This is a genomic window from Herbiconiux daphne (assembly GCF_024979295.1).
Classification (GTDB): domain Bacteria; phylum Actinomycetota; class Actinomycetes; order Actinomycetales; family Microbacteriaceae; genus Herbiconiux; species Herbiconiux daphnes.
Genome location: NZ_JANLCJ010000001.1, coordinates 1,005,540 through 1,018,819 on the forward strand (window position 1 = coordinate 1,005,540; position 13,280 = coordinate 1,018,819).

Sequence of the window (13,280 nt, forward strand, 5' to 3'; positions counted from 1 at the left end):
CCCAGTAGATTCAAACCACTGCAAGTGAATTGGAGCGACACACATGGCCGAAACGGCTCTCCCATCCAGCGTCTTCGACCGACTGCTGAAGGACCGCATCATCTGGCTCGGGTCAGAGGTTCGCGACGACAACGCGAACGAGATCTGCGCCAAGATCCTGCTCCTCGCGGCTGAAGACCCCAAGCGCGACATCTACCTCTACATCAACTCGCCCGGCGGCTCGATCACGGCCGGCATGGCGATCTACGACACCATGAAGTTCGTTCCGAACGACATCGTGACCGTGGGCATCGGAATGGCCGCGTCGATGGGCCAGTTCCTCCTCACCTCGGGCACCAAGGGCAAGCGCTACATCACGCCCAACGCCCGAGTGCTGCTTCACCAGCCCCACGGCGGCTTCGGCGGCACCGCGTCCGACATCCAGACGCAGGCGCAGCTGATCCTCAGCATGAAGCACACCCTCGCCGAGATCACGGCCGCCCAGACGGGGAAGACCGTCGAGCAGGTCAACGAAGACGGCGACCGCGACCGTTGGTTCAGCGCGCAGGAAGCGCTGGAGTACGGCTTCGTCGACCACGTGCGCGAGTTCGCGAGCGACGTCATCGGCGGCGCGGGCACTGCGGCCGACCAGGTCTGATCAGCACCGGATTCCGAAGAGAAACAGGGATACAACTAATGGAGACACCCACGTTCGGTGCGAGCGCCTACCGTAACGGCACCATGCCGACGGACCGCTACATCCTGCCGACATTCGAAGAGCGCACGGCCTACGGGTTCAAGCGCCAAGACCCCTACGCGAAGCTGTTCGAAGACCGCATCATCTTCCTCGGCGTGCAGATCGACGACGCCTCGGCCGACGACATCATGGCCCAGCTGCTGGTGCTCGAGTCGCAGGATCCCGATCGCGACATCGAGATGTACATCAACTCGCCCGGTGGATCGTTCACCGCGATGACGGCGATCTACGACACCATGCAGTACGTGCGCCCGCAGATCCAGACCGTGTGCCTCGGCCAGGCGGCCTCCGCCGCCGCCGTGCTGCTCGCGGCCGGAACGCCGGGCAAGCGCCTCGCCCTGCCGAACGCGCGCATCCTGATCCACCAGCCGGCCACCGGCCAGGGCGGCGGCCAGGCGTCCGACATCGAGATCCAGGCCCGCGAGATCCTGCGCATGCGCGAGTGGCTCGAGGGCACGCTTTCGCACCACTCGAACCGCACGCTCGAGCAGGTCAACAAAGACATCGACCGCGACAAGATCCTCTCGGCCGACGAGGCGCTCGAATACGGCCTCATCGACCAGGTGCTGACCTCGCGCAAGAACGTGCCGGCGCTGGTCAGCTGACCTCACTGCGCGCCGAACCGTCGCCGTGTCCGACCAGGACTGGTTGACCGACAGCCGGGCCGTCCGGAAGATCTCCTTCTTCTCGGATGTCCCGGCTGTCGCTGGTTCCTGGCCCATGACGGTTCCCGCCGTCGCCCAGCTGCAGGGTGGACTGGAGCTCGATCCGGGCGTCACCTTCCTGGTGGGCGAGAACGGCAGCGGCAAGTCGACGGTGCTGGAGGGCATCGCGATGGCGTTCGGGTTCCCGGCCGAGGGCGGCAGCCGCAACGGCGGGGGGAGCACCCGGGCCAGCGAGTCTCCGCTGGGGGAGTGGCTGAAGCTCGACCGCGGACTGGTGGCGCCGCGCTGGGGCTTCTTCCTGCGCGCCGAGACCATGCACAGCTACTACAGCTACCTCGAGCAGCTGCCGGGTTCGCCCGACGGCGACCTGCACGAGATGAGCCACGGTGCTCGCCTCCCTGCCGGGAGCCACCATCCTCGAGCTCGGCGAGTGGGGCATCCGCCGCACCGAGTGGGAGCAGCTCGAGCTCGTGGGCCATTGGCGCCGCTTCCTGGATGCGCCCGGCCGTTACCTGCGTCACATCATCGATTGAGCGGCGGATGCGGGGAATGTGGCGTCGTTGGCCGTGCTTGTCGGACGTTCGGGTTAGGCTCGTCAGAACACAGCGTTTAGGAGGCTGGGCATGGCACGCATAGGAGAGAGCGCCGACCTGCTCAAGTGCTCATTCTGCGGAAAGAGCCAGAAGCAGGTTCAGCAGCTCATCGCCGGTCCCGGCGTCTACATCTGCGACGAGTGCGTCGAGTTGTGCAACGAGATCATCGAAGAACGCCTGTCCGAGGCCAGCGAAGAAGCGGCCGGCGAGTTCGAGTTGCCGAAGCCGAAAGAGATCTACTCGTTCCTCGAGGAGTACGTCATCGGTCAGGATGCCGCGAAGCGCGCCCTCTCCGTCGCCGTCTACAACCACTACAAGCGCACCCGGGCCCGCACGGCGATCGTGTCGGCCGAGGCGCAGGCCTCCGAGGTCGAGATCGCCAAGAGCAACATCCTGCTCATCGGCCCGACCGGGTGCGGCAAGACCTACCTGGCACAGACCCTGGCGAAGCGGCTCAACGTGCCGTTCGCCGTGGCCGACGCCACCGCCCTCACTGAGGCGGGCTACGTCGGCGAAGACGTCGAGAACATCCTGCTCAAGCTCATCCAGGCCGCCGACTACGACGTCAAGCGGGCCGAGACGGGCATCATCTACATCGACGAGGTCGACAAGATCGCCCGCAAGGCCGAGAACCCGTCGATCACCCGTGACGTCTCGGGCGAGGGCGTGCAGCAGGCGCTGCTGAAGATCCTCGAGGGCACCGTCGCCAGCGTTCCCCCGCAGGGCGGCCGCAAGCACCCGCACCAGGAGTTCATCCAGATCGACACCACCAACGTGCTGTTCATCGTGGCGGGCGCCTTCGCGGGGCTGGAAGAGATCATCTCGCAGCGGGCCGGCAAGCGCGGCATCGGGTTCAACTCGCCGCTCTACAGCAAGAAAGCCGACGCCAACCTGTTCGGCGAGGTGCTGCCCGAAGACCTGCACAAGTTCGGGCTCATCCCCGAGTTCATCGGCCGCCTGCCGGTCGTCACGACCGTCACGCCGCTCGACCAGTCGGCGCTCATGCAGATCCTCACCGAACCGCGCAACGCGCTGGTGCGGCAATATCAGCGCATGTTCGAGCTCGACGGCGTCGAGCTCGACTTCGAGACCGATGCGCTCGAGGCCATCGCCGACCTAGCCGTGCTGCGCCAGACCGGAGCCCGAGGCCTGCGCGCGATCATGGAAGAAGTGCTCGGCCCGATCATGTTCGAGGTGCCGTCGACCGACGAGGTCGCCCGGGTCATCGTGACCCGTGAGGCCGTGCTCGAGAACGCGGCGCCCACCATCGTTCCGCGCAAGGCGCGCCGCGAGGAGAAGTCGGCCTAGCACCGCGGGCCGGCTGTCCGCCGGCTCCACGATCGACCGGCGTTCCACGAAGGGCGGGCGCCGGGCGGGGGAAGGCACGCTCATCATCCAGCCCATTTCGGCCGGCATCGTCTCGGCCATCACCGGGTTCGCCAGTTCGTTCGTGCTCGTCGTCGCGGGCCTCCGGGCCGTCGGCGCGACCGACGCGCAGGCCTCCAGCGGCCTGCTCGCCGTCTGCGTGATCAGCGGTCTGTGCTGCATCCTTTTGGCCGCCTGGTTCCGCATGCCGATCGCCTTCGCGTGGTCGACTCCCGGAGCGGCGTTGCTGGTCGCGGCCGCGGCCACCACCAACGACTTCGGCGCCGCCACCGGGGCGTTCCTGGTCTGCGGGGCGTTGATCGTGCTGTGCGGGCTGTGGCCCGCTCTCGGGCGCTCGATCACCCGGATCCCGAAGCCCCTCGCCAGTGCGATGCTCGCGGGCATCCTGTTCCCGATCTGTCTGGCGCCGATCACCGCGGCCGTCGAGATTCCGCTGCTGGCGCTACCGGTCGTGCTGACCTGGCTGATCCTGTTCCGCTTCGCACCGCGCTGGGCGGTGCCCGCGGCCATGGCGGTCGCCGCGATCGGCATCGGCGTGACCGCCGGGTCGGGCTGGCTGTCGCAGGCGAGCCTCGCTCCGACCGTCACCTTCGTGCTGCCCCGGTTCGACCCGCTCGTGATCGTGAGCCTCGGCCTGCCGCTGTTCATCGTGACGATGGCCGGCCAGAACGTGCCCGGGTTCGCCGTGATGTCGACCTTCGGCTACACGGTTCCGCCCCGGCCCGCCCTGCTGGCCTCGGGCATCGGCACCATGGCCGGCTCGTTCTTCGGCGGCCACGCGGTCAACCTCGCCGCGATCACCGCCGCCATCATGGCCGGGCCCGACTCGCACACCGACCGCTCGAAGCGCTGGGTGGCCTCGGTCACCGCCGGCATCCTCTACGTCGTCTTCGGTCTCGCGGCCGGGGCCGCCACGGCGCTCATCTCGGCCGCGCCGCCCATCCTCATCGAGGCGGTGGCGGGGCTCGCCCTGCTCGGCGCGCTCGTCACTTCCGTGGCGAGCGCCATCGAAGAGCCGGCCCATCGCATTCCAGCGATCGCGACCTTCCTGGTCACCGCATCCGGGGTCACGATCGTGAGCATCGGATCAGCGTTCTGGGGCCTGCTCGTCGGCGGCGTGATCATGCTGTGGAGCGCGTTCCCCTGGCGCCGCGCGCCCCGCACCGACCTCTCGACGCCCCGACCCGAGGTCAGTGACCGGGAGTGACCACCGCGGTGTCGGTGTCGGCGTCGTATTCGACCACCGTCTCGTCGTCGAGCTCGACGACCGGCTTGCCCTCGAGCCAGGTGAGCGTCCAGCTCCACTCGCCGGAGGCCGCCACCCCCTGCTCGGCCAGTTCGCCCTCGATCTCGTAGATCGCGTCGATGACCACCTGAGGCAACCGCGACGGCGGTTCGTCGCCGACCAGCCAGCGGGTTCCGAGTTGGATCATCGTGTCAGAGCGCCTTGTCGTAAGTGACCCACTGGGTCTTCTCGGCCACGTTCTTGTAGAGCGAGCGCGCGGCCTCGTTGTCTTTCGCGGTGATCCAGCGCACCACACTCGCGCCACGAGCGCGACCGACGTCGGCGACGCCCTCGATCAGCGCGGTGGCGATGCCCTGGTGGCGCTTCTCGGGCAGCACGAACAGGTCGTCGAGGTAGAGGCCGCGGCTGCCGGCCAGCGGCCGGGCGAACTCGCGGAAGTGCGCGAGGCCCACCACCTCGCCGCCCTCGTCGACCGCCACGAGGCACTCCAGTTCGTTGACGTCGTCGATGATCCAGCTCCACACCAGCACGGCCTTCTCGTCGTGCAGCGGCTGCTCATAGAACTCGCCGTAGCCGGAGTAGACGGCATGCCAGGGAAAGAACTCCCCGGTCTCGATGGGTCGGACCGTGATCGGCATCGTCGCCTCCTCGCTGGCACTGCTGGTGGTACTGCTAATACTGCCGGTGCTGCTGATGGTGCTCATCCGGCGACCTCCGGCTTGTCCTCGGGCGCTAGAACTATATCGCTGACCAGGAGTTCGTCGGCGGAGGCGAACCGCAACTCGGCGATCCGGCCCACCGCGCGCAGATCGGCCGCGGCGAGCTGCAGCAACGCGATCTCGTCGTCGGGACCGGCGATCGTCGCGCTCGCGACCGGCGTCTTCTGCGATGCCTTCGCATCGGTCTTGGCGCGACGGATGCCCACGAGGGCACGACCGGCGAGCGCCAGCACCCGAGGGTCGCCCGAGGCGTCGGCCGCGGCATCCGTCGGCCAGGCCGACCGCGGCCACTCGCTCGTGTGCACCGAGTCGTCGTGGGTCCACGACCACACCTCTTCGGTCGCGAACGGCAGGTAGGGCGCGAGCAGGCGCAGCATGACGTCGATCGCCGCCTGCAGCGCGAGCACCGCGGAGGCCTTCTCGGCCGGGTCGGCCTCGTCGCGGTAGGCCCGTTCCTTCACGAGCTCGAGGTAGTCGTCGCAGAACGTCCAGAAGAACCGCTCGACGGTCTCGAGCGCTCGAGCGTGGTCGTAGCCGCCGAGATCGGCGGTGGCGGATGCCACGACCGCATCGAGTTCGGCGAGCATGCTCGTGTCGAGCGGGTTGACGATGCCGTAGCGGCCCTCGGGCAGCGCGAAGCCGTAGACGAACTTCGCCGCGTTCAGGATCTTGATGGCCAGGCGCCGCCCGATCTTGATCTGGGTGGGGTTCTTCTCGTCGAAGGCCGCATCGGTGCCGAGCCGCGACGAAGCGGCCCAGTAGCGCACGGCGTCGGAGCCGTGCGACGCGAGGATGTCGGCCGGGGTGACGACGTTGCCCTTCGATTTCGACATCTTCTTGCGGTCGGGATCGACGATGAATCCCGACAGGGCCGCGTGCTGCCACGGCTTGACGCCCTCTTCGAGCAACGACCGCAGCATCGACGAGAACAGCCAGGTGCGGATGATGTCCTGCCCCTGAGGCCGCAGGTCGTAGGGGAACACCATGCCGAAGAGCTCGTCGTCGCGCTCCCAGCCGCCCGCGAGCTGCGGGGTGAGCGACGAGGTGGCCCAGGTGTCCATCACGTCGACCTCGCCCTGGAAGCCGCCGGGAACACCGCGCTGCGACTCGTCGAAGCCGGGCGCGGCATCCGACGACGGGTCGACCGGCAGGATGTCGGGGGTGGCCACGATCGGCTCGTCGAACACCGGGTTGCCGTCGGCGTCGAGCGGGTACCACACCGGCAGCGGCACGCCGAAGAAGCGCTGGCGCGAGATGAGCCAGTCGCCGGTGAGGCCGCCGACCCAGTTCTCGTAGCGCACCTTCATGAACTCCGGATGCCACTCGAGCGCCGCGCCCTCGGCCAGCAGGCGGGCGCGCAGCTCTTCGTCGCGCGCGCCGTTCTTGATGTACCACTGCCTGGTCGACACGATCTCGAGCGGGCGGTCGCCCTTCTCGAAGAACTTCACGGGGTGCACGATCGGCTTCGGGTCGCCGATGAGGTCGCCCGACGCGCGGAGCAGCTCGACGACGGCCTGCTTGGCCGAGAAGACGGTCTTGCCGGCGAGTTGCGCATAGGCCTCCCGGCCGGCTTCGGAGGTGATGGCGGCGGGCGGGTCGCTCACGATGCGGCCGTCGAAGCCGATGATCGCGCGGTTCGGCAGGTCGAGGTCGCGCCACCAGATGACGTCGGTGAGGTCGCCGAAGGTGCAGATCATGGCGATACCCGACCCTTTGTCGGCCTGAGCGAGGTGATGGGCGACGACCGGAACCTCGACGCCGAACACCGGGGTGGTGACCGTGGTGCCGAACAGCGACTGGTAGCGCTCGTCATCCGGATGCGCCACCAGGGCCACACAGGCCGGCAGCAGTTCGGGGCGGGTCGTCTCGATGAAGACGGGCTCACCGTCAGGCCGGTGGAAGGCGATGCGGTGATAAGCGCCTGGCTGCTCCTTGTCTTCGAGCTCGGCTTGGGCCACGGCGGTGCGGAACGTGACATCCCACAGCGTCGGCGCCATGGCCTGGTAGGCCTCGCCGCGCTCGACGTTGCGCACGAAGGCCAGTTGGCTCGCCTTCAGCGACTCCTCGCCGATGGTGCGATAGGTCTGCGTCCAGTCGACCGAGAGGCCGAGGTCGCGCCAGAGCGCCTCGAACTGCTTCTCGTCTTCGAGGGTGAGCCGCTCGCACAGCTCGATGAAGTTGCGCCGCGAGATGGGCAGCTGGTCGGCGGCCTTGCTGCTCTTGCCGTCGCCGCCCTCCTGCGGGGGACTGAACGAGGAGTCGTAGGGCAGCGACGGGTCGACCCGCACGCCGTAGTAGTTCTGCACCCGGCGCTCGGTGGGCAGCCCGTTGTCGTCCCAGCCGATGGGGTAGAAGACCCGCTTGCCCGTCATGCGCTGGAAGCGCGCGATGACGTCGGTGTGCGTGTAGGAGAAGACGTGCCCGATGTGCAGCGAGCCCGACGCCGTCGGCGGGGGCGTGTCGATCGAGTAGACGCTCTCGCGGGTCGCGCCTTCACGCGGGAAGAGGTAGGTGCCGCGGGCCGCCCACTCGGCGTCCCACTTCTTCTCGAGCCCCTCGAGAGCGGGTTTGTCGGGCACGTTCGCGGTCACAAGGGCCTCCTGGCGATATAGGCGGCACCGTGTCAGGTGGAGAGGTGCCTCACTGTGGTGCTACCAGGATACCGCTCGAGTCGTGGTCGGCCGCGGTGGGGCGCCGCCGACCACGACCGGTCAGCGGATGTTCGCCTTGAGGGTGGCCAGCTCGCGATTCAGCTGCTCGGGGATGCGGTCGCTGCCGAGCTCGTCGAAGTACGCCCCGATCTCGCCCACCTCGCGGTGCCAGGCCGGGCGGTCGACCGAGAGGATCGCCTGCAGGTCTTCGTAGGCGATGTCGAGTCCGTCGACGTTGAAGTCGCGCACGCGGGGCAGCTTGCCGATCGGGGAGTCGATCACCTCGACCTCGCCCTCGAGGCGGCGCACGATCCACTCGATGACGCGCGAGTTCTCGCTGAACCCGGGCCAGATGAACCGGCCGTCGGCGTCTTTGCGGAACCAGTTCACCGAGAAGATGGGCGGCGCATCCGTGCCCAGCGCCTCGCCGATCTCGAGCCAGTGCGCGAAGTAGTCGGTGATGTCGTAGCCGCAGAACGGCAGCATGGCGAAGGGATCGTGACGCAGGCGCCCGACGGCACCCTCGGCCGCGGCGGTGGTCTCCGACGCCATCGTGGCGCCCATGAACACGCCGTGCGACCAGTCGCGCGCCTGCGACACCAGGGGAACGGTGCTCGGGCGGCGGCCGCCGAACAGAATGGCGTCGATCACGACGCCCTCGGGGGCGTCCCAGTCGTTCGCGATCGAGGGGCACTGGTCGGCCGTGACGGTGAACCGGGAATTCGGATGCGCCGCCGGGGTCGACGACGACGGCGTCCACTCCTCGCCCTGCCAGTCGAGCAGGTGCGACGGCGCCTTGGGGGTGAGGCCCTCCCACCACACGTCGCCGTCGTCGCGCAGGGCGACGTTGGTGAAGATCGTGTTGCCCCAGACGGTGTCGACCGCCGTGGGGTTGGTGGTGATGCCGGTGCCGGGGGCGACGCCGAAGAAGCCGCGTTCGGGGTTGATGGCGCGCAGCTTGCCATCGGAGCCGGGGCGCATCCAGGCGATGTCGTCGCCGATGGTCTCGACCTGCCAGCCGGGGATGGAGGGGTTGAGCATCGCCAGGTTGGTCTTGCCGCACGCCGAGGGGAAGGCCGCAGCCACGTGGTAGACCTTGCCCTCGGGGCTCGTGATCTTGATGATCAGCATGTGCTCGGCGAGCCAGCCCTCGTCGCGCGCCATGACCGAGGCGATGCGCAGCGCGAAGCATTTCTTGCCGAGCAGGGCGTTTCCGCCGTAGCCCGAGCCGAACGACCAGATCTCGCGGGTCTCGGGGAAGTGGCTGATGTACTTCGTCGGGTTGTGCGGCCAGGCCACGTCGTCGTGGCGGGTGCCCTCGTCGTCGATGAGCGGGGCGCCGAGCGAGTGCAGAGCCGGCACCCAGGGCGTCTCGGGGCCGATGAGGTCGAGCGCCTCGACGCCCATGCGGGTCATCAGCTGCATGCTGACGACAACGTAGGGCGAGTCGGTGATCTGCACGCCGAGCTGGGAGATCGGGCCACCCAGCGGGCCCATCGAGAACGGCACGACATACATGGTGCGGCCGCGCATGCTGCCGGCGAACAGCGTGGTGAGCTCTTCGCGCATGGCGAAGGGGTTGCGCCAGTTGTTGGTGGGGCCGGCATCCGCTTCGTTCTCGGAGCAGATGAAGGTGCGGTCCTCGACGCGCGCCACGTCGGCGGGGTCGCTGCGGGCGAGGAAGCTGTTGGGGCGCCATTCCGGGTTGAGGCGGATGAGGGTGCCCTGGGCGACCATCATCTTGGTGAGGTCGTCCCACTCTCGGGTCGAGCCGTCGCACCACACGATGGAGTCGGGCTTGGTGAGCAGCGCGACGTCGCGCACCCACTCGTTCACGTCGGGGTTGGAGCTGGGGCCGTCGACATCGATCATTGTGGTGGTTTCCAGGATGCTCATCGAGAGTCCGTTTCTCGTCAATTTGTTCTCGGTTCTTCCACTATCCGGGCAGATTGGGCTAGATTCAGAAAAATTCGCCGGAAAGATCGGCGGATCTTTACGGGAGAAAAAATTGACCGACACCAGCAGCGATCTCATCACCCTCGGCCGGCGCATCCGTCATCACCGCAAGCAGCAGGGGCTCACGCTCGACCAGCTCGGAGCCCGGGTCGGCGTGGTCGGCAGCCAGCTCTCGCTCATCGAGAACGGCCGGCGCGAGCCGAAGCTCTCACTGCTGCAGTCGCTCTCGACCGAACTCGGCGTGCCCGTGCCCGACCTGTTGAGCGCCGAGGCTCCGGATGCGCGCACGGCCCTCGAGATCGAGCTCGCGAAGGCCCAGAACAGCCCGCTGTATGCCTCGCTCGGCCTGCCCGTGGTGCCGGCCAGCCGCAATCTGCCGCTCGAGACCCTCGAGTCGCTGGTGGGGCTCCATCGCGAACTGCTGCGCCGGGCCACCCAGTCGATCGCGACGCCCGAGGAGGCCCGGCGCGCGAACACCGAGAACCGGCTCGCGATGCGGCAGAAGAACAACTACCTGCCCGAGCTCGAGCAACTGGCCGAGGACACGCTCGCCACGGTGGGCCACACCTCAGGCGCGCTGACCCACCGCAGCGTCTCGCTGCTCGCGGAGAGTCTCGGCTTCACCCTCATCTACGTCGACAACCTGCCGCACTCGGCGCGCTCGGTGACCGACCTCGAGAACGGCCGCATCTACCTGCCGCCCGCGTCGATCCCGGGCGGCCACGGCCTGCGGTCGATGGCGCTGCAGGCCATGGCGCATCGACTGCTCGGGCACACGCCGCCGCAGAGCTACGCCGAGTTCTTGCAGCAGCGGCTCGAGATCAACTACTTCGCCGCCGCCTGTCTCATGCCGCAGACGGCATCCGTCGCCTTCCTGAGCGCGGCCAAGCAGCGCAAAGACCTCTCGATCGAAGACTTCCGTGACGCGTTCGGCGTCACCCACGAGGCCGCTGCGCTGCGCATGACCAACCTCGCCACCTCGCACCTCGACATGCCCGTGCACTTCTTGAGGGTGGGGGAGGACGGCGCCATCTACAAGGCGTACGAGAACGACGGACTGCCCCTGCCGGTCGACGTCACCGGAGCCGTGGAGGGCCAGCTCGTGTGCCGCAAATGGGCGGCGCGCAGTGCGCTCGGCCGCACCAACCGCACCACCGAGTTCTACCAGTACACCGACACCCCGGCGGGCACGTTCTGGTGCGCGACGCAGACGGGCAAGACGGATGCCGGTGAGTTCTCGATCTCGTTCGGCGTGCCGTTCTCCGAGGCCAAGTGGTTCCGCGGCCGCGACACGCAAGGGCGGGTGCAGTCCACCTGCCCCGACGAAGCCTGCTGCCGCAAGCCCGCGTCGGACCTCGCCGACCGGTGGTCGTCGGCCGCGTGGCCGAGCGCGAAGCTGCACGCCCACATCCTGTCGCCCCTGCCCTCGGGCAAGTTCCCGGGTGTCGACGAGAACGAGGTCTACCAGTTCCTCGAGAACCACTCGGCCAGCTGAGCGCGCTCCTTCGGCCGGCTGAGCGGGCTCAGTCGTCGGCGATGACCTTCTTGAGGCCCTCGGAGAGGCCGGCGCCGTCGGGTGCGAACACCCACGGAGTCGCGTTCTCGAGCGGCACCTGGTCGAGCTTGGAGCGACCGCCGGCCAGAACCGCCTCACTCGTGGAGAGCTGGCGGATGGCGATGGCGCGCACGTGGTCGGGCTGGTCGAGGGCGAAGCCGCCGTAGATCTCCTCGTCGTGCTGGCCGTCGTCGCCGATCAGCACCCAGCGGATGTCGGGGAACTCCTGCGCGAGGCGGCGGAGGTTCGTCTCCTTGTGCTCGCGGCCGCTGCGGAAGAAGCGGTCGTGCGTCGGCCCCCAGTCGGTCAGCAGCAGGGGCCCGCGGGGGTAGAGGTTGCGCGAGAGGAATCGCGACAGGGTCGGCGCCACGTTCCAGGCGCCGGTCGAGAGGTAGATGACCGGGGCGCCGGAGTGCTCGGACAGCAGGCGCTCGAGGAAGACGGCCATGCCGGGGGTGGGGATGCGCGCGTGCTCGTCGAGCACGAACGTGTTCCAGAAGGCGAGGAAGGGCCGCGGCAGCGCGGTGACCATCACGGTGTCGTCGATGTCGCACACCACGCCGAAGTCGGTGCCGGGGGCCACGATGTAGACGGGCGCCTCGACCGCCTCCGCTCCGGCGGTCTGCATGGTGATGGTGTGCCAGCCGGGCTCGAGCTCGACGTCGACCGACGTGTCGACCACCCCGCCGCGGTCGGCGTGCACCGTGCGCACGATGCCCTCCACCTCGATCGTCACCTCGACGTCGCCGACCGGCACGCTCGTGAAGCTGCGCCAGCCGCGCACCCGTTCTTCGCGCCGCTGCATCGTGCGGGCGGCGCGGGAGCCGGGTTTGGGCTGCTTGGTGAGCAGCACGCGGCCGAGCACGCGGATGCGGGCGGTGGAGCCGTAGCCGGTGTAGGGAATCACCGTCGGCAAGTGCCCACGACGCCGAGCCCACTTCTCGCGGAACTCGTGGATCGCGTCGTCGATTCGGGCGGCACGGTGCAGCCGGGGTGCCGCGGCTGTCTCTTCTGGCACCCGTCCAGTCTGTCACGGTCTGCCCGAAGCGTGCGCTCGGCTGGTGTGCCTGCCAGGATGGGCGGAACTAGACTTGGGTGTCGGGATTTCGGGAAGGACGGGCGGAGTGTCATTCAACGACCTAATAAGCGGTGCGCTGACGACGACCGGGCAAGTACGGAACGAGCCGGTTCAAGCACGCAGTAGCGAGCGCATCGGAGCACTGCTCGACGCGGCATCCGCCGTGGTGGCCGAGGTGGGCATCGAGCGGCTCACGACCGCCATGGTCGCCGAACGCGCCGGTGCGTCGATCGGAACGGTCTACCGCTACTTCCCCGACCGCATCGCGGTGCTCAGCGCCATGAGCCTGCGCGGGTTCGAGCGCTTTCTGCGCAAGAGCGTCGACAACCTCGAGGCGGCCAGCCCCAGCACGATCGACGGGGTGTTCGACTGCCTCATCGACGCCTCGGTCGAGATGCATCGCACCGAGCCCGGTTACACCTCGATCCGCCTGAGCGACCAGATCGCTCTTCCCGAGGTCGAGGGCGGCACGACATCCGCTCGTGTCGCTGGCCCGCTCGCGGCGATCCTCACCGACGAGCTCGGCGTCGTCGACGACGACCTGGTGAACCGGCTCGACATCGCCCTGACGATCGCCGATGCCCTCATCGTGCGCGCGTTCATCTCCGCCCCGCGGGGCGACGAGGCCGCGATCGCCGCCACCCGCGCGGTGGTGGGCTCCTACCTGGGCTCGTCGGTTCACGCCTGAACCGGCA

12 protein-coding genes are annotated in these 13,280 nt (G+C 68.4%); 7 read left to right on the top strand and 5 right to left on the bottom strand.

Annotation, left to right across the window (positions count from 1 at the left end; genetic code table 11):
• Positions 1-43: 43 nt before the first annotated feature.
• From N1032_RS05055 to N1032_RS05075, 5 genes are all read left to right on the top strand, one after another.
• The gene (locus tag N1032_RS05055) at positions 44-637 is read left to right on the top strand and encodes an ATP-dependent Clp protease proteolytic subunit (RefSeq protein WP_259537851.1); all 594 of its coding nucleotides are present in this window, start codon (positions 44-46) and stop codon (positions 635-637) included.
• 38 nt (positions 638-675) lie between these two features.
• Entirely contained in the window at positions 676-1,341 is a 666-nt protein-coding gene (locus tag N1032_RS05060) for an ATP-dependent Clp protease proteolytic subunit (protein ID WP_259507741.1), read from the top strand.
• A gap of 115 nt (positions 1,342-1,456) precedes the next feature.
• Positions 1,457-2,014 carry an AAA family ATPase gene (locus tag N1032_RS05065; RefSeq protein ID WP_259537852.1) on the top strand — a complete coding sequence of 186 codons (558 nt, stop codon included), beginning with the start codon at positions 1,457-1,459 and terminating at the stop codon, positions 2,012-2,014.
• Positions 2,015-2,024: 10 nt separating this feature from the next.
• Positions 2,025-3,302, top strand: a complete 1,278-nt coding sequence (gene clpX / locus N1032_RS05070) for an ATP-dependent Clp protease ATP-binding subunit ClpX (protein ID WP_259537853.1) — start codon at positions 2,025-2,027, stop codon at positions 3,300-3,302.
• The gene (locus N1032_RS05075) at positions 3,229-4,587 is read left to right on the top strand and encodes a benzoate/H(+) symporter BenE family transporter (RefSeq protein ID WP_259537854.1); all 1,359 of its coding nucleotides are present in this window, start codon (positions 3,229-3,231) and stop codon (positions 4,585-4,587) included. Before clpX ends, N1032_RS05075 begins: the two co-directional genes overlap by 74 nt.
• On the opposite strand, the gene N1032_RS05080 is transcribed toward N1032_RS05075, so the two are convergent.
• The 4 genes from N1032_RS05080 to N1032_RS05095 all read right to left on the bottom strand — a co-directional run bounded on the left by N1032_RS05080 (position 4,571) and on the right by N1032_RS05095 (position 9,892).
• Positions 4,571-4,813, bottom strand: a complete 243-nt coding sequence (locus N1032_RS05080) for a hypothetical protein (protein WP_259537855.1) — start codon at positions 4,811-4,813, stop codon at positions 4,571-4,573. The genes N1032_RS05075 and N1032_RS05080 overlap by 17 nt on opposite strands.
• A gap of 4 nt (positions 4,814-4,817) precedes the next feature.
• Positions 4,818-5,264 carry a GNAT family N-acetyltransferase gene (locus N1032_RS05085; protein WP_259537856.1) on the bottom strand — a complete coding sequence of 149 codons (447 nt, stop codon included), beginning with the start codon at positions 5,262-5,264 and terminating at the stop codon, positions 4,818-4,820.
• A gap of 62 nt (positions 5,265-5,326) precedes the next feature.
• Positions 5,327-7,936 carry a valine--tRNA ligase gene (gene valS / locus N1032_RS05090; RefSeq protein WP_259537857.1) on the bottom strand — a complete coding sequence of 870 codons (2,610 nt, stop codon included), beginning with the start codon at positions 7,934-7,936 and terminating at the stop codon, positions 5,327-5,329.
• Positions 7,937-8,056: 120 nt separating this feature from the next.
• Positions 8,057-9,892 (bottom strand): phosphoenolpyruvate carboxykinase (GTP), encoded by a 1,836-nt coding sequence (locus tag N1032_RS05095; RefSeq protein ID WP_259537858.1) that lies wholly within the window; start codon positions 9,890-9,892, stop codon positions 8,057-8,059.
• Positions 9,893-10,004: 112 nt separating this feature from the next.
• Here N1032_RS05095 and N1032_RS05100 point away from each other — a divergent pair, with 112 nt between their 5' ends.
• A complete protein-coding gene (locus N1032_RS05100) occupies positions 10,005-11,447 on the top strand; it encodes a helix-turn-helix transcriptional regulator (protein WP_259537859.1) in 1,443 nt (480 codons plus the stop codon).
• Between the two features lie 28 nt (positions 11,448-11,475).
• Here N1032_RS05100 and N1032_RS05105 read toward each other — a convergent pair whose 3' ends face one another.
• Positions 11,476-12,525, bottom strand: a complete 1,050-nt coding sequence (locus N1032_RS05105) for an App1 family protein (protein ID WP_259537860.1) — start codon at positions 12,523-12,525, stop codon at positions 11,476-11,478.
• Between the two features lie 106 nt (positions 12,526-12,631).
• Between N1032_RS05105 and N1032_RS05110 the strand changes: the two genes are divergently transcribed.
• On the top strand, positions 12,632-13,273 hold the full coding sequence (locus N1032_RS05110) for a TetR/AcrR family transcriptional regulator (RefSeq protein WP_259537861.1): 642 nt from the start codon (positions 12,632-12,634) through the stop codon (positions 13,271-13,273).
• Positions 13,274-13,280 lie beyond the last annotated feature (7 nt).

Coding starts and splice junctions, on each gene's coding strand:
- N1032_RS05095 (WP_259537858.1), bottom strand. CDS start 9,892: ATGAGCATCCTGGAAACCACCACAATGATCGATGTCGACGGCCCCAGC.
- N1032_RS05065 (WP_259537852.1), top strand. CDS start 1,457: ATGACGGTTCCCGCCGTCGCCCAGCTGCAGGGTGGACTGGAGCTCGAT.
- N1032_RS05055 (WP_259537851.1), top strand. CDS start 44: ATGGCCGAAACGGCTCTCCCATCCAGCGTCTTCGACCGACTGCTGAAG.
- N1032_RS05085 (WP_259537856.1), bottom strand. CDS start 5,264: ATGCCGATCACGGTCCGACCCATCGAGACCGGGGAGTTCTTTCCCTGG.
- clpX (WP_259537853.1), top strand. CDS start 2,025: ATGGCACGCATAGGAGAGAGCGCCGACCTGCTCAAGTGCTCATTCTGC.
- N1032_RS05060 (WP_259507741.1), top strand. CDS start 676: ATGGAGACACCCACGTTCGGTGCGAGCGCCTACCGTAACGGCACCATG.
- N1032_RS05080 (WP_259537855.1), bottom strand. CDS start 4,813: ATGATCCAACTCGGAACCCGCTGGCTGGTCGGCGACGAACCGCCGTCG.